Source organism: Wenzhouxiangella sp. XN24 (assembly GCF_011064545.1).
In the GTDB taxonomy this organism is placed as follows: domain Bacteria; phylum Pseudomonadota; class Gammaproteobacteria; order Steroidobacterales; family XN24; genus XN24.
On record NZ_JAAMFG010000034.1, the window covers coordinates 682,272 to 703,066 of the forward strand.

Consider the following 20,795-nt stretch of genomic DNA (forward strand, 5'->3'; position numbering starts at 1 on the left):
CCTCAGCACTGTCTGCAGAACGCGAGCAGGTGATGGCCGGTCCGGTTCGTCCAGGAAGCCGGCAAGGAATTGAATCCCCCAACGAAGACGCCGTTATACACCAGCGCCTTCAGACCCTTGTGCACCTTGGTTGGCACGGGGAAGCGCTCCGACCGTAGATCTATCATGGGAAACGGGGCGAGGATACTGCGAAACTCGTCCATCGTCATGTGGCGGAAAACCGGCGAATCCAGGTGGTCGATGTCGACCTTCATGACATGACGCAGCCAATTCATCCAGGATTTCCGGTTGACGGTCATCAGGATGGCAACGCCATCGGGTTTAGTTACACGGCGAATCTCGCGCACCATCCGGGCCGGATCTGGCGTGAAATGCAACACGGTGTGGCAATACACCACGTCGAACGCAGCATCCGGGAAGGACATCGCCTCGCCGTCCATAACCTCGAATCGACCGGCCAGCCCCCGTTGGGAGAAATTGGCACGAGCCAACTCGACGGCACGGGGCGAAATATCAATTCCCGTGACTTCGCTTCCTCCGGTCGCAAACCGGGCGACGTCGTTACCGAGCCCGCAGCCGACGTCCAGCACGGACCGCCCCGGATACCCCGCAAAATTCACGCGCCTGGCGAGGTATTCGAGCTTATCGAAGCGGTACTCCTCGATCTCGCGGAAAAACTCGGGCGAGCCCGAAGGATGAGTGGCGATCTTCCAGTCGTCAACATGCGCGTCCCAATAGGCTCGCACGCGGGTTTTCAACGCCTCGTCGTCCGTCCCGGCATGTTCCTGGGGCGGCTTCATGCCGCCTGCTCGACGATATCGCGGAGGCCCACTAACCCGAGCAGTCGCCGGATTTTCTTTACGTAGGCCGGCCGCGCGTAATCGCGCTCATACAAGCCCCTGGCGTTCCTGGATCGGCGTACCGCTTCTGCAGGATCATCCAGCGCGGCCTTGAGGCCAGCAGCCATCGATTCCGGCTCGGGGTCGACGAGGAAGCAGGCCGAGTCATCCAGCACCTGCGTATGAGACCAGATGCGCGTAGCCACCAGCGGCTTGCCGCTGGCCAGTTGCTCGTAGATCTTAAGCGGCGTGTTGGTCCCATGGACCCGGGGAGAAACCAGCACCGTGGCAGAACGATTGAACTGCAGCGCCTCGGTCTTGGATACACGGCCAGTGAAGCGACAGGCATCTCCGAGCCCCAACGAATCCGCCAGGGCGCGCATGGCCTCCACCTGGGCCTCGGTGCCCCCGGCGAGCACCAGCCGGGCGGCGGGCAGTTCCCGATGCACGATTGCGAAAGCCCGGATCAGGACGTCGATACCCTGGTAGGCCTCGAAGGTGCCCGCATACAGCACTACGGGGTAAGCCTCGAAGTACGCGGCGGCCAGAGGCTCAGCGGACGAAGGCCCGCCAACCGCGTCGCAGGGTCGCTCCTTCAGCCGTACGTCGTCGAAAATCGAGTTCTCGATCAGGAAGTGCCGTTCCTCGGGGACTCCGGCCGCCAGGGCGTAGTCCCGCAGGTCGGGACAGATCGTGATCACCGCATCTGCGGCCTTGAGACAGCTATCCTCCAGGAAGTTGAAGGTTCCTATGAGCAGCTTCGACTTGGTGAAGCGGAAATTCTCCAGTTGCTGCGGGAGGCTCGAGTGCATGTCGTAGATCAGCCGGAACCGGAAGATCGGCTTGAGATAGCGGCACCAGAAGACTGCCTCCTCATGGGCATGAACCACCGGGTAGCGGTGGCGGATCAACATGCCGATCGTCCACAGGACCATGAACACATCGAGCACCAGCTTCCGCCAGGAGGGCCCGACGGGTATCGGCTCGAGTGGAGCGATTCGCGGGATGCGCACGATCCTGAGCCCCGGAATGTCCACGTCCTGCCCCGGATGGTAGGTAAGCAGGTCGATATTGACCCCCTGCTCGGCCATGACCAGCGTGCGATAGTAGACGCTGAACGGGGTGCCCCGGGGAGTGAAGAAGGGATGAGGCGCGACTACGAGGAGCTTCATGCCGGCTCCCGGGCGCGCAGCCGGTTGTACAGATGCACCCCGACCTGGTTAACGAGAAAGCGCAGCGGGCCCGAAGGATGACCATAAACCGGCGGGGATTCCGGCAAGCCCAGCAACCACTGGCGCAGCGATCCCCACGGCCGGTCGATGTTCAACTCCAAGTCCGCCAGAAAGCCAAAGCTACCGACGCGACGATAATCGCCGCCGAAGGGAAACGGGTCCGTGCCAACAAGCACTCTGGCACCCTCCGCGCGGCCCACCCGGATCAGTCGCGGTTCGGCGCCGATCCAACAGCGGCTTCCGCTGTCGCCGAGGAACCACCCGCGTAACCCATCGTTCCCCATCGCCATGGACACTCGACGCCCGCGCGCCCCCAGCCACTTGCCTAAGCCCCATGGGACTGCGGCAACGGCCCCTGACCGAAGGACTGCACCAAGCGACTCGTCAAAACGAAGGCCGTCGGGAAAAGTCTCCGTCGTGCCCAGGGCAGCGACCTCCAAGCCATCCTCCGCGCGCAACTGGCGACCGCAGACGAGCACCAGGGTCCGCTCACCGTCCCTGGCGAGGAAGGACTCCGGCTCCGCTGTCACCGCCTCCAGGCGCCAGCGACCCAACGTGGCTTCTGGTGCCAGCGTTTCGAAAACGCGTTCGCAGCTCGCCTGGGTGAGGAGCAGGTAGCCCAGCGGACCCGCGCCCGAGGGCCTGGCTCGCGTGAAATTGGCGGCCGCCGCGTCCAGCACTGCCCGCACGAGGCCTGGCCGATGCAGATGCACGTGGGCATCCACCGGATACGGTCCCCCGCCAATCTTTGATGTCCGGGTGCTCATCGAACGTTCAGAAAACAGCCATGTCGGGCAAGCATAATATTGTTCCGCATGAGAACACAGCATACCGATTCGATGGCGGACCTGGTTCAAGGAATCGGCAGCTTGACGGACCGGGGGCTCATCCGTAGTTTCTGGCCGAGCCATCAACGACGACAAGGGCAATGAACAACAGACCGCGCCGAGCACGCAACGTAGCATTCAAGATCCTGATAATACTGGCGGCCCTGGGTATTGCCATAACCTGGCTATGGTCCGCGCGAGAATCCCCGCCAGTCCCAGCCTTGGGCGACCGCCTTTTCGAGCCCCGCGACGTCGGGGCTACGACGGTCGCCATCGACGGGACGCGCTGGATGATTAACGGCTCCGTAACCTACCCCGGCGGGCCGGCCGAGGGCCTGCTGATGAACGCGCGCATGGTCAATGCCGTCTTCGAGGACGATCGTCCGCAGTCGGAATGGCCACCGGCGCTCCCGGAGAACTTCAACCCGGACGCCAATACCGACGCCTTCATCGCCCGTATGCCGGAATACGTTGCCTACGGCATGCGCGCTTTCACGCTCAACCTCCAGGGCGGGTCGCCCAAGTACGAGGGGGCGCACAACTCCGCCTTCAACAGCGACGGGAGCTTACGGGACACTTACATGGCGCGCGTGGAACGAGTGATCGAGGCCGCGGGTCGGGAAGGGGCCGTCATCATCCTCGGCCTGTTCTACCAGCGCCAGCACCACCAGGCACCCACCTCCAACCCGCGTGCGCTGAACGGCAAGGAAGCAATTCGTGCTGCCGTGGTCAACACCATGAACTGGATAAAGGCGAGAGGCTACGGCAACGTCATGATCGAGATCGCCAACGAATTCGATCACGGAGGATTCCAGAAGTGGCACGACGGCGAGTGGCTCGGTTCGGTGGAAGGCCAGGTCGAGTTGATCCAGCTCGCCCAAACCACCCACCACGGCTTGCTCGTATCCACCAGTCCCGGAGGCCATGGAACCGTGCCGGCAGAGATTGCCGAGGCGTCTGATTTCATCCTGCTTCACACAAATCACACGGACGTTCCCGATTATCCTGAACGAATCCGAGCCGCGTCGATTTATGACAAGCCAGTAGTAATCAACGAAGACGACAAGCTCGGCAAGCTGGGAGCTGAAGCTGCCCAGACGGCCGTCGACAGCGGCGCCAGCTGGGGGTTAATGCTCTGGGACCAGAACCAGGCGGCCCCGTTTGAATTCGCCGGCGCGATAGACGATCCGGCCATCTATAATCGAGTTCTTGCCCTCACTGGCGTGGCCCCCTTTTCGACCGGACACCAGGCTGACCGTCTCGACGACAAAATCCGGGCGGGTGAGAACTCGATTCGGCACTAGCCTTGGGCCGACTTCCTTATGACATTGAGGAAATCGAGCACGAAATAGCGCACGAGAAAGAAGAAAGACAGCGCCACACCGGTAGACATCCCGCCACTCAATCCACCGTAACGGACCAGGAGCCAGATTGTCAGGGTAGAGAGCAACGTTACGGCCAAGTTGGCTACGGTATACCGCCAAAAGCTCGGCACGATGACGCTCGCCAACAGGTAGCAATAGTACTTGGCGACGAACAGTCCCGAAATTACCAAAAGAGACGCAAGTCCTGGACTCCAGCCCATGACATCGATTGCCAGGGTATTCAAGCCTACGGCAAGCACGAAGAAGCCGCCGCCAATAAGCGTAAACATGGAGAAATTCTTCAGCATATAAAGCCGATTCAATTGGCCGGTCTCTCATGAATCACGACGAAAGTCGGTGACAGTAATCCGATCAGCCGGCGGATGCGAAACTTGACGATGACATAGGGAAAGAACCCGTATAGCCTCGCCCTTGGAAACAAGCGCTTGATATCGGCAATGCAGAAAAAGTGGAGATGCCCAGGATGCTGTAGGTCCTTGGGGGTCATCCCGAAAAGCCTGGCCACTGGATAAAGCCAGAAAGTGCTGTTCGGTGTTGTCAAGACCAACCTGCCGCCCGGCTTCAGAACTCGGTTGCACTCGCTCACAAACGCTTCCGGCGAGACCAGGTGCTCGATCACTTCGCTGCACCAGATTAAGTCAAAGCTCGCTTCCGGGAACGGCAATCCGTTGTTGACATCAACGACCTGGCATTGTTCGTAGACTCGGTTGATATCTATGGAGGTTACCGTGTAACCGCGCTGTTCCATCCATTGGGACTGAGTGCCACTGCGGCAACCCACGTCCAAGGCCGTCCGCCCTGCGCCGTCTGGCACAAAACCCAAGGCGATCAGCTTGCCCTTGGTCGTCGTGCGAAGATTGCCTTGCCCGAGGTCAATCGGCAGTTTTTTCAATATTTCAATCAATGACATGGCGCTAAACTCGCGGGGGTGCATATCAGTCACACATCAGCTCTCCGCGAGACCCTGCACGTGCAACAGCACGTTCGAGACGTATCGAAATGCGGGGAGGTCCACCGATTGACTTTAGTTCAGTCTTCGTCGGTTTAAAACCGGTTGGAGCACTTTAGGGCGTGCCCCGGGGTTTTGCAGACACCTGAGAAGGATGCATTAAATGCAAGATCATCGCAGGGGGGAAAAATCCCGGTCAATAGAGCCCGGGACCGACTTGACATTTAAGTTACGATTCATATGGCCGTGCGGTAAAATGCGGCACTAAGTCAACAGTGGTTGACCGGGGGATCTAGAATAATTGGTCCAGCCTCCCCCTGCCAGATCATTCAACCAGAGACTTGCTATTGAGGTCGAAACGAAATTGCGCGGCGGGGACTGCCTGGGGAGAGATTGTGGACGCCAAACGGAATGTGGCACAAGTACCTAGGATAACTCGTTCGCCCGATCGCGATTCATCGCCTTTATACATCGGACCCGGGTAATCGGGTTATCGTCACGGCAGGGAAAGTCAATAGTGTCGGACACAAGACGGGCTGGTGAACCAAAGGATACGCGTATAGCCCCATGGGAGCAGCGAGCGTGGTTGAGCTTGGCTTTTCTCACCGTGGCCACAGGCATCTATTACCGATTCCTTGGGTTTTCTCAGTGGTCTTTGGCGACTGACGAATATTACGTCTATCGCTCCGTGACATTCATTCTCTCCACTGGGCTGCCAGAGTTTCCTTGCGGTGGCTACTATACGCGCGGGCTTCTCTATCAATATATTGTCGCGCCGCTTCTACTGGTAGGAATGAGTCCCGCGTCCGCCCTGCGCGTGGTAACAATTCTCAGCAATCTGGCCTTGTTCCCCGCCATATGGCTTTTGGCCAGGAAACTCGGAGGCCCCAGGGTCGCGGCGGCCGCAATAATCATCCTTTCATTATCCGTATGGCAGATAGAAATGGCCCGTTTCGGACGGATGTATGCTCCGTTCCAGGCCATCTTCTTGTGGTACGTCTACCACCTTTATCGATTGATGACAGAGGCGGACCATCGACGATGGCCGTACCTTATTTGCCTTTCGATCGTCGGGCCCCTGGTTTGGGAAGGCGGTGTCATACTAGCTTTGCTCAACTTCATTCCTCTGCTTGCGCACCAGAAATATAGAACTTGGTCGAGCGTAGTTGTCTCAATAATGGTTATCGCCGCGGTCTTGGCGTTCCTGTCAATTAACTTTCGCACGCTAGGAGCCGCTACTGCCCTGCCACCAGAATCTGCTGGCGGCGCGGTTTCGACCAAGTCACTCATCGGCAGCATTCCCATCCTACTTCCGGACGCACTAGCTGAACCCTGGTCGGCAGCTGTGGTTTTCGGACTCATTGCTCTAGTGCTCTTTGCGATGACGCGAATCGCCCCGCGCCGTGTTGGAACGCAAGCGATACTGGGGCTCGGCCTAATTTTTGTCACGCTGCTTTTCAATCAACTGCTGCTGGCGATCATGGTATTTTTCGGCGCCGTGTTGATTGGTTGGCTACCGAGATCCGTCGCACGCCAAAGGTCACTCACGTTACTATGGTTTTCGTTTCTAGTTCTCGCCGCGTGGTGGGTGTTCTATTCAGTAGCAGTGCTAGGAAATAACCTGCGTCTCACACAGCAATTGGAACCTTTGGTCAAGTTTCCCGATCTGTATGCAAGCCTGATTTTTCCTTGGGCCAACGTCGACTTATTGCTGTCCGTTTTGCTCGCCTTGGGCATTGGCCTCGCAGGTCTCTTTGGCGTGATCCGCCCAAAGGAACCGATGGCGGGTGTGTCCGCGTTGTTATTGACCTTGCTTTTTTCCTTCGTGCTTATCGGTGGATCCGCTTCGCTCTACCATGAGACAAGATACGCGTTTTTTCTTTATCCCCTTTTCGTGATATTGGCCTTGTTTGGGATAGCGTCTTCGGCCAGAAACTTGATGCCAAGAACCAGCTGGCCTACCTCTATGGCGTTGATCGCATTTCTGGCAGCCTTCGGGGCCACGAATGATCTGTCATTTGACCACTTGCGAAACATAAATAGTTACGACACCAACTTCCGGGTCGCCATGCCCGATGCAGAGGCAAGGCACTATTACACGCGCCATGATTACGCGAGTGCCTCAGCGTTTGTAGACAGCAACAAGTCACCAGATGATCAGATCATAACCACGTCTGTCCCTGCGACGCTCTATCTCGAGTCCGTAGGCTACGTCTACCTTGACCGGTCGGACCATAGACATCGTGGTCAGGCGTGCAACTTCGGAAGAGCTGAGCGCTGGAGCAATTGGCCCCTACTTTCCAGCATTGATGAGGTTGACGTCACAATCGATGCGGATAACGGTGGCCATTACACGTGGGTAATCGCGGATCACCTCTCATTGCGCGACGATGAATGGACCGCGTACCTGAATGATCGGGATCGCTTCGATAACGAATATGTATCACCAGACGGACGACTTCGAGTATTCAGGACCAGACACCATGGCGACGATTAGTATCATGTGGCGACTGTTCTAATTCACTGATTACGGCCAGCGTCGTTTTCAGCCGCCCGTCCCGTTGGATAAACTGTGTCGCGGCATCCCAATGGTGTCCCAGGCCTTATACGGCAGTTTCAGATGCCAGCGGCGCAACAGCTGCAGACAAACCAGTTCAGTGCGCCGCCGTCCCATAGCCGCTTTGTATTGCTCATTTTTGCCTTTCCCTCCAAGGAGGTCGAACCAGGCCAGGCCATCGTGGCAGGCCCGCTCGAGCACGTAACCGAAATGCATCCAGCCAGGCGACACACGTTTGACCGGCGAAGGCCTGAAGGCTGACGTAAGAGCGTACTCGTGATCGGCTGCCCTGAAATTCACCATTACCGATATGGGTTCCCCTTCGAATTCCAGAACAGACATCACTGGAACGCCGCGCCGTGCCTGGATCCGAGCGATATCATCCAGAAAGAGCTGCCAGTGGCGTTCCAAGGGACGGCCCCACCGTAAGCGATGCAAGTCATCGAAGATGCGCCAAGCATGGTCGAAGTCCTGTGCGGCGAGAATCCGCTCGGAAACCTGACCCACCTTTTCCAGCCGTCGGCGACTTCCGAAAATTCGTTCCCGAGTTCCGCGTCCAAGCATATCGGTAACGATGCTTGGTTTCTGGGCAAGCGGCACTTCCCATGCATCGAATTCATCGGCTTCGCGCAAATACCCGCCGCATAGACCCTCGAGCTTCTTGAACATACGATGGGTCACGCCATCGCGCGGTGTGTAGGACACCACCAATTCGTCCCAGCAACTATCCTGCGCCAGCTCGCCGGCGAAGCGGCTGATCACCATATCCTCATGCGCTGGATCGACAATCACATCAGTACGCTCGGAGAAAACAGTCAGATCGTCGCCTCTCCCCGTACCGAGGAACTCGTACCTACGTCCTCGAAGCCCCGCACGGTGGCGCATGGTCCGCTCGGTTAGAAGCAGGAGCCCCACAAGTCGCTCGCCGGTTGTTAGGGACCACTTCTGGAGAATCCCGCCAAATCGGACGCCGAAATGATCCCACCAGGTCGCCAGCCACTCCGGGGAATTGAAGAGCGGGTCCGCGTCAGAGCGTGCCAAGAGATCAGCCCATGCGCCTGCCTGATCATCGAGCGACGCAAGAACCTGACGATCAAACTTCAGCATGTTGGGCGCACATCTCAAGGCAAATCGATCATCTGCGGTACCTGAACCCATCAATAGCGACTATGCCCCCGGCGCGGGAATAATTATGAACACCAAGATTGAACGGCCAGTCTTTTCGCGGTCCGACACGTGCAACCGTTCTTTCGGAATAGCTCTCCGGCGTTAACTCGGTGATTTCCTGAAAGATGATCGCTTCTCCATAATGGCGCCGGCAATCCTGCGCCGGTCGAATCAACTTTCCGTTCTCGCGGAACACCTGGCCCGCCATCCTCGACCCCTTGAGGCCTTCGTGAATCGGACTACCGGCGAATCGCTTGTAGGGGCCGTCCAGGTGCTCCGCATAGTAAAGCTGCGTGTTGTCGTCGGCGCCGTCCTCGTTGCAAAAGGAAAAGAACAGCCACCAGTAACCCCCCTCCTCGAGCAGTACCGGGTCGGCAACGACCATGTCCTCGAGCAGGGTCGCGCAGGGCTGCCAATCATGCGGGAACGCGCGACTGTGATAGAGCACGAGTCGTCCAGACTCGGACTGCTCCGGCAACATGAAATACTCGTTCCGATACTCGAACACCCCCGGGAATGACACGTGATGAGGCAGCACGAGAACAGGCTCGGCGTTCGCCCATTCCTCGGGGCACGCTGCATTCATTACCGAGATAAACCCCTTACCTTCGCGGAAACGCAATTCTTCCATGAACAGCCAGGTGACTCCGTCCTTGGCGACCAGGCACGGATCGGCTAACAATCGGTCCTCGGCGACGTCGATCCACCTCACCTCATCAAAGCGTTGTTTGCGCCAGTCGGCGGCCACGTCTGATGCCAGCCCAATGGACCACTGAACACGCTCGCCTCGGCCAGCAGTGGTTGACTTCAAAGCCGTGGAGACTGTTCTCCGCAACATCGCGAACCCCTCCCGCCAGCCCGGTCCGTGACTGGCCTCGTCCGGGAGGGAAACGCCCTCATCCGAAACGGACTTCCGCGCATTCTGAAACTCGGCGAGACTGCATTCCGCCAAGGACAGGATTGCATCCTTGAATAGACGTACGCTGGCCCGAGACAAGCGCCCACGTGTCATTGTCGGCGAACTCGGGTGTACGCGACATTCAGAGCTTCCAAGCAGCAGTGGGACGGGTCTCGAAGCTGAAACGGAAGCCAGAACCGTCCTCGCAGTGGGTTCCCCACGAAGCGTTGGGCGGAAGCCCTCGAGCGCCCCACCCGTATACCCACCGGTGGACGAAAACCACCAGACCGGCGCAATGGGAGCCTGCGCTAACGACTCTGATCCATGGCTGGCGACTAAAGAAACCAACACGTCCGGTAACGGGATGGCCTCCTGCTCGTTTCCAGAATCAGGTCCCAACAACGGTCGCCACTCGGCTTCAGTAAGCAACGGCACGCCACCCACTTCGCTCAAGCCCACGACATTCGATGAGCTATGGCACTTTTCCACACCTCGGATGGATTCGTCTATCCGGAGCAGGAGGCTGGCAAGGCCACCCGGGGCGTCTTCCCGCCTCCCGTGACCCCGAAGAACCCCGATCCAAACCACCTCGATGTGCGCAGCCTGTTCGGCAATACGGATGATCTCGCGATCTCGCCAAGTCAACCGATTACCACCGACGATAAAGGCCAGCTTGACCTGCGGGGGGTCACTTCGGCGAGTCATAGGAAATTCGTGCTCATCCGCTCCCCGCACGCGATTCTCCGATTGGATCACTCAACAGCACTGAGCGACCCATGCTTTTCTTCACGGAATACCTCCGCCAACACACGTCCGATCTCCAGCACATCGCCTTCCCGAACATCCGAGTGTACCGGCAGCGTCAGTAGCCGACCCGCGAATTCCCTAGCGTGCGAGACGCTCGACCAGCGGCATGCAGGCACACTCGGTAGATCCGGGAGTGCCTTCCCATACATTACGGAAGAACCAAGTCCACGCCGAGTGAGCGATCGGTGCAGGGTATCGCGGACCTCCCCACTAGGACAAAGAACAGGATACCTTGGCATCGTGGCACGGTTCGTCTCCCCCCGGCAGAGCGCGAGATCAACCACCCCCCCCTGTCGGGCTAGCAGCGCGCCCAACAACTCTGTAACCGTGTTCTGCTGCCTGGACCTCACTTCTCCCAGCTGCGCCAAGGCGTAGGTGGCGCGATGTTGATCCAAGCAGCGGATTTCGTCCAGCGGCCTGTACCTCGTGATTCCGACCCCGAGTCCGGGAAGCCGTGTTGCCATCCCATAGACGGACGGATGGATTGCCATGTTGTACGCCCATCGCCTCAACCGCGTTTCTACTGGCCGTGGCCGTGAAGGCTGAATGTAGGTTCGCGGGTCAACGTTCGAGAATGCGCCGCGGCGAACCAATAGCACCCCGCCCCCGAGCGCTCCTGCCGGCTTCCCCCTCCCAAAGCTCAGGACTACGAGCGACGCCAGGGGATCCCATTCCCCATTTCCCGGAAGTCGCTGGGCGCTGTCCTCGATGGCAACCGTTCCATGCTTCGCCGCCAACGCAACAAGCTTGTCGATCCGCTCAGCAACACCGAGGAAGTGAACACCGATCACCGCGAGAACGTCATCGTCCAACTGCTGATCAAGACACTCCATGTCCATAAAGGGCAGGTCAGGCGCCGTATCCACCAACTCCGGGACCAGGCCGGCAAAGACAACCGCAGATACCAGGTCCGGACAACCGTATGCGGGCAACAGGACCCGGCACCGGTCCCGGTCCCGTTGTTGCTGTTTGAGCAACATAAGCGCCAGCGCCAGCGCCGCCGTCCCGGATTGAACCAGCCAGGGCTGATAATCTGCCGGCCACAATTCTTCTCTGGCAACATCCACTGGAGTAAAAGGTAGACTGTCGCCAGCAGGCCGCAAGGTACGAATTATCATCGGCGAGACGGATTCCAGGTCACGATCCGCTCCCCGCGCAGATAGCGCACCAAGCCATCTGCAAGCGCGACGTTAACAAGCACGAAGTAATGGGCGATCCTGATCAATCCGATGCTACGCAGCGCGGGCCAGAACCATGCAGCCGCAACCAGCATGTACCCCACCACCTGGACGGCAAAAAACGCGCCGTACCAGGGGTTGGCTGTGGCCAGCACGCCGCTCGAAACGAAAACAAGCACGAGAAACCAGGGTACCGCCCACCGGAGCAGCTTGTGACTCCATGCCTCGAATGCAAACCAACCGTACCGGACAGGATTCAGCACCTCGCGAAAGGTAACTAGTCCAGCAATACCGCGAACGACGGTCCTGCGTTTACGGCGATACTCATCGGCCGGCTGTTTTAAGTCTGTATAGATGCCGACGACGTCCGGGTTGCTGACCGCCCGAAGCCCCAGCCGCACACAAGTCAACGCAACGGTGAAATCACTCGGGGTATCGGTTCGCCAGTGCTCACAGACTTTCCGACGGGCGGCAAAAAACGAGCCCGAAAGTCCCACCAGTCCGGCAAGACGCGACTCCAGCCGCCGCAACCACATCTCGTAGCGAACGTAAAGGCCTTCGCCAACCAATCTGCCGTCGCTCGTGACAAACCGGTCCTCGCTGGAGACTGCGCCAACCGTCGGGTCGTCGAAAGCCGCCAACAACGCCTCGAGGCTTCCTGGAGCGATACGAGTCGCAACATCCGAAAAGACCAGGATATCGCCCTTCGCGCTGGATATGCCGAGTCGTTGGCCAGATTCCTTGCCATCACGTGATTCCTGGCGAACGAGCCGGACACGCGAATCTCGAATCCCGGCGACAATCTCGTCGGTCCCGTCATTCGAAGCGTCAGATACTACGATTACTTCCCCCTGTCGCGACCCAAGCAGAGCAAGGGTGTCAGTGATTTTTTCGCGGATTCGCGCAGCTTCGTTATGCGCGGTGATGATGACACTGATCTCTCGGGTCGCACCGGCGTCCCATGCGACATTACGCTCGGGGCGCACTGCCACTATGATGATCAAAATCAAGGGGTACAACAGATAACTGTAACCGGCGCCCAGGACCGCCAGCCAGAAGATTATCTCCACCACCTATTCCTCGGTCGCTCGCGATTCCGCTTAACGTTATTCTTCAGGGCATCAGGCCTCGAATCTACCACGCCGTTCACAGATACGATGACTCCTGGACCAGTAACCCGGGGATGGACCCTGAGTCGGCTTGATCGACTATCCCATTCAGTGATTGCGAAAGGATCCCCGAAGGTTGCTATTATTAGGCTTTACTAATTGACTCGATCTGTCCATAGCAGTTCTGTGATGCGTGCACTCAGGCGTAACCAGCAAATATGGCCTACTTACTCAAGTGCTGCCTGGCTTCCAGCCTCGCGGGTTCTTAAATAGGTAGAACGCTTCCCCATCCAGTTATGCAAACTCAGGCTGGTCGTCGACATCTGGTACCGGATCTGATCCTGCGAAATGCAATTTTGGAGTTTGCTGAGACATGAAAATCCTGATCTGCTCAACCTTGGCGGGCCTCGCCATGCTTGCTCCGATGGTGGGGTCGGCATCCGAATGTGCCCAATGGCAGCCCGCGCAGCCGGCATGGCTCTGGTGCGACGACTTTTCGTCTAACGATGCGCTCGAATCCCGTTACGAGGATGTCGGAGGTACTGGAATGAGTATCTCCGGGGACGTGGCCTTGAGCCCGCCGAACTCACTGCGGCAAAGTTACGAGAGTGGCCAGGTCAGCGCGGGATGGATCGCCAAGGTAGAGGACACCGGGTTCCCAGACCACATTTTTGTTCGTTGGTACCACCTTTTCGCCGACGGATTCTCGACGTTCCCGCCGAAAATGGCTCGCGTTCGATACCGGGAACGGAGCGACTCGTGGGAGACAGAGTACGCAGTCCATGCGTGGGTCGAGCCGGACGGCGAACTGGTAGCCGACGTGTTCGCCCGCAACAGCACGCAAGCGAACGCCTCCGGCTGGCTCCCGAAGGCCAGTTCGGGATTTCGCTTTGCCGGCCGAAACGGGCAGTGGGTGGCGATCGAGATGGAAGTCAAATTAAACACACCAGGCAGCCGGGACGGCCACTATCGGTTCTGGGTAGATGGCGAGCTGGTCATTGAACGCCTCGACATAGACCTCCGCGGCGGCCGCTCGGAAGGCATCAACGAGGTCATGCTGGATGCCTACTGGAACGGAGGTGCCACCGGACAACTCGACCGTTATTACGACAATCTCGTGATCTCAACCGAGAGAATCGGCTTGATCACGACTGCCAGTCCGCCCCGGGCGCCGGGTGACGTGCGCGTGGACTGACGCACGCAATTCTCTCGACGATACCCGTGAAGAAGGTCTTGCACTTGAGGGCGTCCGGCGCACTTCTCGGCGCGGAGCAGGTGGTGCTCGAGTTGTGCCGCAACTCGCCGAAGTACGGCTACGAATCAGCCTTGTGCGTGCCCGTAGATAATGGATCCGGCGAGCCAGAGTTGATCCGCGCAGCCCGGGCACAAGGGACCGAAGTGCTTCCAGTCTCGTTCTCTTCACCGTTCTCTGTGAGGTCGATCGCCACCGTTCGGGAGTGCTTGCGTACCCAAGGCGCCGACGTGATCCACACGCACGGATATCGTGAGGACTTTTATGCGCTCGGTCTCGGAGGCAACGCGCGGCTCGTGGCCACCAATCACTTATGGAAAACGACCACAAGACGGCTCCGTTTCTATGCCGGCATGGACGCCTACCTGCTTCGCACCTTCGACCATGTAGTGGCGGTTTCCGGAAACGTACGCGACCAGATGCTGGCGAAGGGAATCAGTGGGCAGCTCGTTTCGGTAATCCCGAATGGGATTAGCCCAATTGAACCGGATACCAACGACTCGGGTGACTTGATCGCCGAGTTCCCAAGCCTGCGTAACAAGACCGTCCTGGTTTCGGTGAGTACGCTTACTCCCGAGAAGGGCCATATGTATGCGCTCGAGGCGTTGAAGTCGCTGTCTGACGAGGGCTTGGATTTCCATTGGCTCGTGGCGGGTGAAGGGCGTTGTGAAAGCCAACTACGCTCGCAAGCTGATGCGCTCGGCCTCTCGCAGCGCGTTACGTTTGCCGGACACCGATCCGATGTAAAACGCATCCTTCGAGCCGCCGACATTTTTCTGATGCCTTCTCTTGCCGAGGGTCTCCCGATCGCGATGCTCGAGGCGATGTGGTGCGGTCCGGCGATTGTCGCCACCCGTGTTGGAGACATCGAGTTTGCATTGGCGGACGGACAGTGCGGCTTTCTCGCCGACCCCGGTGATGCCGGTTCACTCGAGTCAGCCCTTCGTCAAGCTCTGTCGTCCGCCGGTTCGCGCAAGAGCGTCACCGACTCGGCGCTCCAGCGGGTCTCCGAAAAGCTATCAGCAGACGCAATGACCCGGTCCTATTGCTCCCTGTACGACAAACTCTTGTCGGTGAAGCCCTGATGCCGTCCCGCGTCGGCCTGTTCATCGACACTTCGTCGATTGGTGGCGCGGAAGTCATCGTTGCGGAGCTCGCCCAGGCGATATCCGAATCCGGTCACCGGCCAGTGCTATTGCATTTTGGCAACGCCCCGTTGCTCGAGACTGCGAGCGAGGCGGGCCTGGAGTCCCATTTCGTGCGCGGCCTCAAGGATTACAAGTCCATGATCCGCGTGCCAATATTTACTTATCGTTTCGCCCGACAGCTGAGAGATTTGAAGCTCGATGTCCTCCACTCCCACTTGTTCGGCCCAATCGTCGGCGGCGCGGCCGCGGCGCGGTTCTCCGGCACCACTCATGTCGGGACGCTACACGATACGTATGTTGTCGAAGAGCGGATTTCCAGAGCCCGCCTGCTTCGCCTGACTGCTGCTCTTGGCACAAAACTCGTCACGGTCTCGGAGGCCATGACCGACTTCTATAGCCGAGTGACTGGGATGCCGGAATCCCGTTTCCAGACGATCCCAAACGGAGTGAAGCCGAACACTCCAATGCGATCAAGAGCCGCTATACGGACCGAGCTTGGTATTCCGGATCACCAATGCGTCCTCGTCATGGTGGCCCGGCTCGTGCCGCTTAAGCGCCATGACCTGCTACTCGATGCGATCAGCGGCCTGCCGCAGGAGGTTTCGCCCCGTGTTACGGTGCTCATGGTCGGGGATGGTCCCTCGCAGGGTGAGATCGAGAGACTGTGCCGGCGCGACCACGGTCTGCACGACGTCCGACTGCTGGGATTCCGCACGGATGTCGGTGACATACTCAATGCGGCCGACGTGTTCGTCCTACCTTCGGATTCGGAGGGAATGAGCCGGAGTATCCTGGAAGCAATGGCCGCCGGCTTACCCTGCATAGCCAGCGACGCAGGTGCGAACCCTGAGTTGGTAAGAGAGGGCGTGAACGGCCTTACCTTTCCTACCGGTGATGCAGCCGCCCTTCGTCGATGTTTGCAGTGCTTGCTCGAGGATCCGGCCGAGCGTGCAAGGATGGGACACCAATCACTTCGGATCGTCGAAGAAGGCTATTCCCACCAGGGCATGATCGACCGGTACCTTGGCCTGTACGGCCTGCAATGAATGACCAATGCTGAAAGCGCGAGAAAAGAACCGGCTGATCGGAGGGCTTCGTTGGAGAATCGTCCTTCAGTTCTCGGCGCAGGTACTGTCCTGGCTCGTTACGCTGCTCGTGATTCGCATCCTGACCCCGGCAGACTATGGACTCGCGGCGCTTTCAGGGATCGTCACGATTCTCGCCCTGCTGGTAGCAGACGTGGGACTCGGCGCGGCGATCGTGCAGGCGAAACGCGTTAATCGCGCCAGTATCCGCGCCGCGACTTCCCTGGTGCTGATGGCGTCATTGTTGCTTTGGTTGCTTGCCGCGGCGTTCGCCCCACTTCTGGGTCGAGTGTTCGAAGAGCCGCGGCTTCCGCTTGTCATCACGATCTCGATGCTCAATATCCTCTTTCACGCATTGGGCGCGGTTCCCTCCGCGTTGTTGAGCCGACATCTTCGCTTTAAGGAGCGTTCTCAGGTCGAGTTCGCGGGCGCACTCACGGTATCCCTTTCTACACTAGCTCTCGCTCTGTTGGGCATGGGCGTATGGGCATTGATTTTGGGAACGTTGACCGGAACCCTGCTGAGGTCAATATGCTTTGGTTCACTAATTCCCATCACCTCCTGGCGTCCCTCCGCCAACTTGGGAAGAGCGTTTCGCCTCGTTAATTTCGGTGTATGGAAATTCCTTGGCGATATCGCATTCTATTTGTGCCAGAAAGGCCCCCTGATAGTAATCGGGAAGTTTAACTCTACGGCGTTCCTCGGCACGTTTGTCATGCCCCAAACCCTGATATCCATGCCGATTGACAAAGGCATGTCTATCCTCAACCAAATGTCCTTCGCAACATTCTCCCGCGTCCAATCCAACATCGAAGATGTGCGTCGTGGCTATCTGCTGACGATGAAAGCATCCACCATCGTCCTCGCACCGGTTTTCGTCGGCCTGGCAGTGGTCGGCGACCTGTTCGTCGTGCATGTCCTAGGTGAGAACTGGCTGGACGCCGCGTTTATCATGCCGATTTTTTCGCTGGCAGGGTTGGCCCTGACCTACCTGAGCCAGTCGAGCCCAATCCTAGTCGGAGTCGGGCGGCCACGAAGCATGCTGAGAAACCTTTTGATTCGAAGTGGAGTATTGATTGGCTTCGTCGCACCCGGGGCGATCCGGTCCTCGTTGGAAGAAACAGCGCTAGGGTTCTTCGCTGCCACCTGGATCCTCGCCATTCGCGAGGCAAGAGCGGTATGCCAGACGATTGGCCTGTCACCGCTTAGCGCGCTTCGGCCGCTACTGGGAAGCCTTGGTCCCGCGGCCTTTATGGGCGCCTTTGTACTCGCCGTGCGTCATGTGCTGCTTTCCTGGGGTACCAGTGAGCTTAACGTACTTACGGCTTCAGTAGTGGTCGGTGTTTTGTCCTATCTAGCACTCGTTTCACTACTTGCACCTGAAACGAGCCGGTTTATTCTAAGAACCCTCTTAGCTCGCCAAAAGCCAAGCGAACCAGGCTAAAGAATGTAAGACGGCACATGTGAACTTCCCTCGTAACCGTCCCACTCTCGTCGGTAGGCAAATAGGAGGGTGATTTGGCATCTTAAGGACAAGAGGTACTGATCACGAATTCACGGTTCACTGACACACAGATCGCCTCAATCCGTAAGCTTCCCCGTCAAGGCGACAGTTCATAAGTAGAGATTCCGGCGGATTGTAGACGGGCTTCCATGGGCGTCAGGTCGTCCAACGCGTCATGGGGCCGCTCCTCGTTGTACTCGATCATCCACCAGTGGACAGCCTCCCGGACGTCGTCTAGCGTGGTGAACAGGTGTTGGTCGAGCAGCTCATCCCGGAAGGTCCGGTTGAAACGCTCGATGTACGCGTTCTGGTTTGGCTTACCCGGCTGGATGTACTGGATGGCCATGCCGTTGTGCTTGGCCCAGCTGGTGAAGGCTTCGCCCAGGAACTCCGGGCCGTAGTACATATGGAACAGGGATTCAGAGTCTCCATAGGTCCGGCCGATGCCAAGAGTCAGTTGGCCACGGCGACATACAGATTTCCTAGAGTAGTGAATGCAACTTCGCACTTCTAGGAGGTATGCCACCGTGACCAGTTTCAACGATACGGCGCCTGAAGCGACTTTGGTAGCCATTGATGTCGCCAAGGCCAAGAACGACGTAGTGATCGAACGACCTGGACTCGCGACGCGCCAGCGATTGAAGGTGCTCAACACGAGCTCAGAGCATCAACGCCTGATTCAGCGCCTACGGGATTTGGGTGGCCCGATCCAGATCGGGCTCGAGGCAACGGGCAACTATCACCGTGCGATCGCGTGGACCTTGCTGCAGGCAGGGTTCGATGTACGCCTGATCTCGTCGGTCGCCCTGGCCCGTACAAGAGAGGCGCTGCATAACGGCTGGGACAAGAACGATCCCAAGGACGCGCAGGTGATGCTGCACATGCTGAGGATCGGCGCGACACAGCGTTACTATGATCCGATGGTTGAGGGCATCAACGACTGGCAAGAGCTATCGAAGACGCACGAGACCATCTCCAAGGCCAAGACTGAAGCATTGCATCGACTGCAGACACACTATCTGCCGTTGTACTTCCCGGAGATTGATCGCTTCCGGCATAACTCCCGCTCTGAGTGGTTCTTCGTGTTCTTGGACCGCTTCCCGGTGCCATCGGCGATCACCGCGCATTCGCGCGACGAGTTCGTCGAGCAGGCCTGGCCGATGATCGGGCGCAAGGTATCCAAGGCACGGATTCTTGGGGATATTTACGAGACCGCACGAACCTCGATCGGGCTGCCTGTGGCAGCCGATTCCGCGGCTGTGATGATGTACCGGTTGGTGATTGCGCTGATCCGGCAGTTAATCCAGCAGCGAGACGAGATTGAACGGCGATCTCATGAGCTGCTGGCGGATCATCGAGACTACCAGCGTCTTCGACAACTTCCCGGCGTCGGGCCGATTAACGCCCTGACCGTCCTGGCCGAGGCCGGCGATCTGCGTCGGTTTCGCCATCACCGCCAATTTCTTAAGTTCTGTGGCTTTGACCTGGCCACGCATCAGTCCGGCCAGTTCCGGGGGCAGTCCAAGCTCTCCAAGCATGGCAATGCAAGACTCCGGCGCGCATTCTGGATGGCGGGTCAGATCGCGGTCCGGCAGCGGGAAAACAACTTTCGTGACAAGTATGAGAGGTACATTGCTCGAGATCGGGATAACCGAGACCTGAAGCGCAAGGCACTGACCGCGGTAGCAGCCAAAATGGCTCGTACCGCTCATGCCATGATCACTAGCGAGACCGATTATCGCCCCTTCCACGGGGTCCGATAACCAAGCGGATGAGCCCTCTCTTGCGGGCCGTAAGGGCAACGACCCTGTAGATAATGTTCGGCCTTCCGCTTGGAGCTGGTATCTCGTGTTAAGGACGGTGAGGCGCCAATTACGGCAGCCTGTGTTTACTATGGCAGAGAACGACTCGCTACCAACAAGCGGAAACCGCTTGCTGAATTGGCTCGTAGAATGATCAGCGAATGTGGCTGCAAAGCCCCATTGGAAATCTATGCGCCTTGGCTAACTTGACATCCGCAGGTAGGACGTTATCGGTTCTCAGGACTTGCGGCAGACCACGCTCTGCCTGCAGCCGCTCGAAGATACGGATCAGCCGCTCGGAGGTGATCGAGGTGTCCACCTCGATGTGCATGGCTTCACGGTTGAAGTCATCGACCACATTGAACGTCCGGAACCGCCGGCCGCACAGCAAAGTGTCGGACATGAAGTCAGCCGACCAGACGGTATCCGGCAGCCTCGGCACGTAGAGCGGCACCCGCAGCCGCTTCGGCAATCGCTTCTTGGCGGGTCGCCGCAGATGCAGGTTCATGCGCTTGTACACCCGATAGATCCGCTTGTGGTTCCACGGCCGGCCCTGGCGCCGGAGGATCTTCCGGCACTTCCAGAACCCCCGGCTCGGACGGCCCTCCACCAGGGTCGCCAACGCGCCGATCACCTGTGCATCCCGAACCGTCCAGTCATCCGGAACCCGGTAGAAGGCCGACCGCGACAGTCCCACGCAGCGGCATGATCGAGTCACCGGGAGATCGTGCTCCTCGACCAGATACCGCGCGGCGTCGCGTTTCGCAGCCGGCCCTACAGTTTTTTTGAGATCAGATCCTTCATCGCTGTGTTCTCGAGCGCCAAGTCTGCATACATGCGTTTGAGCCTCGCGTTCTCGGCTTCGAGCTCTTTGACCCGTTTCAGGTCCGAGGCTTCCATGCCGCCGTACTTCGATTTCCACTTGTAGTACGTGGCCTCCGAAATTCCGTGCTTGCGGCAAAGCTCGCTGATCCGCATCCCGGCGTCCGCCGACTTCAGGATCGAGACGATCTGCGTCTCCGTGAATCGTGATTTCCTCATCAGAACCTCCTGGCA

The 20,795-nt window shown here is 58.6% G+C and carries 15 protein-coding genes and 3 pseudogenes; 8 read left to right on the plus strand and 10 right to left on the minus strand.

All coding sequences use genetic code 11. The features are described from left to right. Positions 1-2: 2 nt before the first annotated feature. Genes G6032_RS10895 through G6032_RS10905 form a run of 3 tightly spaced genes read right to left on the minus strand, consistent with a single transcriptional unit; the run spans position 3 to position 2,928 of the window. Positions 3-800, minus strand: a complete 798-nt coding sequence (locus G6032_RS10895; protein ID WP_165282132.1) for a class I SAM-dependent methyltransferase — start codon at positions 798-800, stop codon at positions 3-5. Then, on the minus strand, positions 797-2,011 hold the full coding sequence (locus tag G6032_RS10900) for a glycosyltransferase (RefSeq protein ID WP_165282133.1): 1,215 nt from the start codon (positions 2,009-2,011) through the stop codon (positions 797-799). Before G6032_RS10900 ends, G6032_RS10895 begins: the two co-directional genes overlap by 4 nt. Continuing rightward, complete coding sequence (locus tag G6032_RS10905) at positions 2,008-2,928, minus strand: hypothetical protein (RefSeq protein ID WP_165282134.1); 921 nt, start codon at positions 2,926-2,928, stop codon at positions 2,008-2,010. Before G6032_RS10905 ends, G6032_RS10900 begins: the two co-directional genes overlap by 4 nt. Positions 2,929-2,999: 71 nt before the next feature. Between G6032_RS10905 and G6032_RS10910 the strand changes: the two genes are divergently transcribed. Then, the gene (locus tag G6032_RS10910) at positions 3,000-4,202 is read left to right on the plus strand and encodes a glycoside hydrolase family 5 protein (protein WP_165282135.1); all 1,203 of its coding nucleotides are present in this window, start codon (positions 3,000-3,002) and stop codon (positions 4,200-4,202) included. Here G6032_RS10910 and G6032_RS10915 read toward each other — a convergent pair. Together G6032_RS10915 and G6032_RS10920 are read right to left on the minus strand one after the other, a co-directional pair. Beyond that, positions 4,199-4,570, minus strand: coding sequence for a hypothetical protein (locus G6032_RS10915; protein ID WP_165282136.1), 372 nt, complete (start codon positions 4,568-4,570; stop codon positions 4,199-4,201). The genes G6032_RS10910 and G6032_RS10915 overlap by 4 nt on opposite strands. Before the next feature lie 11 nt (positions 4,571-4,581). Further along, on the minus strand, positions 4,582-5,217 hold the full coding sequence (locus G6032_RS10920; RefSeq protein WP_240902228.1) for a class I SAM-dependent methyltransferase: 636 nt from the start codon (positions 5,215-5,217) through the stop codon (positions 4,582-4,584). Between the two features lie 607 nt (positions 5,218-5,824). Here G6032_RS10920 and G6032_RS10925 point away from each other — a divergent pair. Next, on the plus strand, positions 5,825-7,729 hold the full coding sequence (locus G6032_RS10925; protein WP_165282138.1) for a glycosyltransferase family 39 protein: 1,905 nt from the start codon (positions 5,825-5,827) through the stop codon (positions 7,727-7,729). A 48-nt stretch (positions 7,730-7,777) separates the two neighbouring features. Here the strand turns inward: G6032_RS10925 and G6032_RS10930 are convergent, their stop codons facing one another. Both G6032_RS10930 and G6032_RS10935 read right to left on the minus strand, forming a co-directional pair. After that, a complete protein-coding gene (locus tag G6032_RS10930; protein ID WP_165282139.1) occupies positions 7,778-8,896 on the minus strand; it encodes a GNAT family N-acetyltransferase in 1,119 nt (372 codons plus the stop codon). A 28-nt stretch (positions 8,897-8,924) separates the two neighbouring features. Then, a complete protein-coding gene (locus tag G6032_RS10935) occupies positions 8,925-9,704 on the minus strand; it encodes a hypothetical protein (RefSeq protein WP_165282140.1) in 780 nt (259 codons plus the stop codon). A gap of 1,679 nt (positions 9,705-11,383) precedes the next feature. Between G6032_RS10935 and G6032_RS15715 the strand changes: the two genes are divergently transcribed. Next, a complete protein-coding gene (locus tag G6032_RS15715) occupies positions 11,384-11,743 on the plus strand; it encodes a hypothetical protein (RefSeq protein WP_240902123.1) in 360 nt (119 codons plus the stop codon). Positions 11,744-11,775: 32 nt separating this feature from the next. On the opposite strand, the gene G6032_RS10945 is transcribed toward G6032_RS15715, so the two are convergent. Continuing rightward, complete coding sequence (locus tag G6032_RS10945; RefSeq protein ID WP_346763802.1) at positions 11,776-12,909, minus strand: glycosyltransferase; 1,134 nt, start codon at positions 12,907-12,909, stop codon at positions 11,776-11,778. A gap of 412 nt (positions 12,910-13,321) precedes the next feature. Between G6032_RS10945 and G6032_RS10950 the strand changes: the two genes are divergently transcribed. From G6032_RS10950 to G6032_RS10965, 4 genes are read left to right on the plus strand one after another with little or no spacing between them, the layout of a single operon-like run. Next, entirely contained in the window at positions 13,322-14,143 is an 822-nt protein-coding gene (locus G6032_RS10950) for a polysaccharide lyase (protein ID WP_165282143.1), read from the plus strand. Between the two features lie 26 nt (positions 14,144-14,169). After that, positions 14,170-15,285, plus strand: a complete 1,116-nt coding sequence (locus G6032_RS10955) for a glycosyltransferase (protein ID WP_165282144.1) — start codon at positions 14,170-14,172, stop codon at positions 15,283-15,285. Beyond that, entirely contained in the window at positions 15,285-16,394 is a 1,110-nt protein-coding gene (locus tag G6032_RS10960) for a glycosyltransferase family 4 protein (protein ID WP_165282145.1), read from the plus strand. The genes G6032_RS10955 and G6032_RS10960 overlap by 1 nt, the downstream gene beginning before the upstream one ends. A gap of 7 nt (positions 16,395-16,401) precedes the next feature. Then, entirely contained in the window at positions 16,402-17,877 is a 1,476-nt protein-coding gene (locus G6032_RS10965; protein ID WP_165282146.1) for an oligosaccharide flippase family protein, read from the plus strand. A gap of 157 nt (positions 17,878-18,034) precedes the next feature. On the opposite strand, the pseudogene G6032_RS10970 reads toward G6032_RS10965, so the two are convergent. Beyond that, positions 18,035-18,334 (minus strand): annotated as a pseudogene (locus G6032_RS10970) (integrase core domain-containing protein); the annotation flags it as partial. Positions 18,335-18,431: 97 nt separating this feature from the next. Here G6032_RS10970 and G6032_RS10975 point away from each other — a divergent pair. Further along, positions 18,432-19,750: pseudogene (locus tag G6032_RS10975) on the plus strand (IS110 family transposase). A gap of 269 nt (positions 19,751-20,019) precedes the next feature. On the opposite strand, the pseudogene G6032_RS10980 reads toward G6032_RS10975, so the two are convergent. Continuing rightward, positions 20,020-20,780: pseudogene (locus G6032_RS10980) on the minus strand (IS3 family transposase); the annotation flags it as partial. Positions 20,781-20,795: the final 15 nt, after the last annotated feature.

Excerpts from the sequence above, each read along its gene's own strand:
- G6032_RS10895 (WP_165282132.1), bottom strand. The coding sequence starts at position 800 with ATGAAGCCGCCCCAGGAACATGCCGGGACGGACGACGAGGCGTTGAAA.
- G6032_RS10950 (WP_165282143.1), top strand. The coding sequence starts at position 13,322 with ATGAAAATCCTGATCTGCTCAACCTTGGCGGGCCTCGCCATGCTTGCT.
- G6032_RS10960 (WP_165282145.1), top strand. The coding sequence starts at position 15,285 with ATGCCGTCCCGCGTCGGCCTGTTCATCGACACTTCGTCGATTGGTGGC.
- G6032_RS15715 (WP_240902123.1), top strand. The coding sequence starts at position 11,384 with ATGCTTCGCCGCCAACGCAACAAGCTTGTCGATCCGCTCAGCAACACC.
- G6032_RS10920 (WP_240902228.1), bottom strand. The coding sequence starts at position 5,217 with ATGCACCCCCGCGAGTTTAGCGCCATGTCATTGATTGAAATATTGAAA.
- G6032_RS10965 (WP_165282146.1), top strand. The coding sequence starts at position 16,402 with ATGCTGAAAGCGCGAGAAAAGAACCGGCTGATCGGAGGGCTTCGTTGG.
- G6032_RS10900 (WP_165282133.1), bottom strand. The coding sequence starts at position 2,011 with ATGAAGCTCCTCGTAGTCGCGCCTCATCCCTTCTTCACTCCCCGGGGC.
- G6032_RS10930 (WP_165282139.1), bottom strand. The coding sequence starts at position 8,896 with ATGCTGAAGTTTGATCGTCAGGTTCTTGCGTCGCTCGATGATCAGGCA.
- G6032_RS10910 (WP_165282135.1), top strand. The coding sequence starts at position 3,000 with ATGAACAACAGACCGCGCCGAGCACGCAACGTAGCATTCAAGATCCTG.
- G6032_RS10915 (WP_165282136.1), bottom strand. The coding sequence starts at position 4,570 with ATGCTGAAGAATTTCTCCATGTTTACGCTTATTGGCGGCGGCTTCTTC.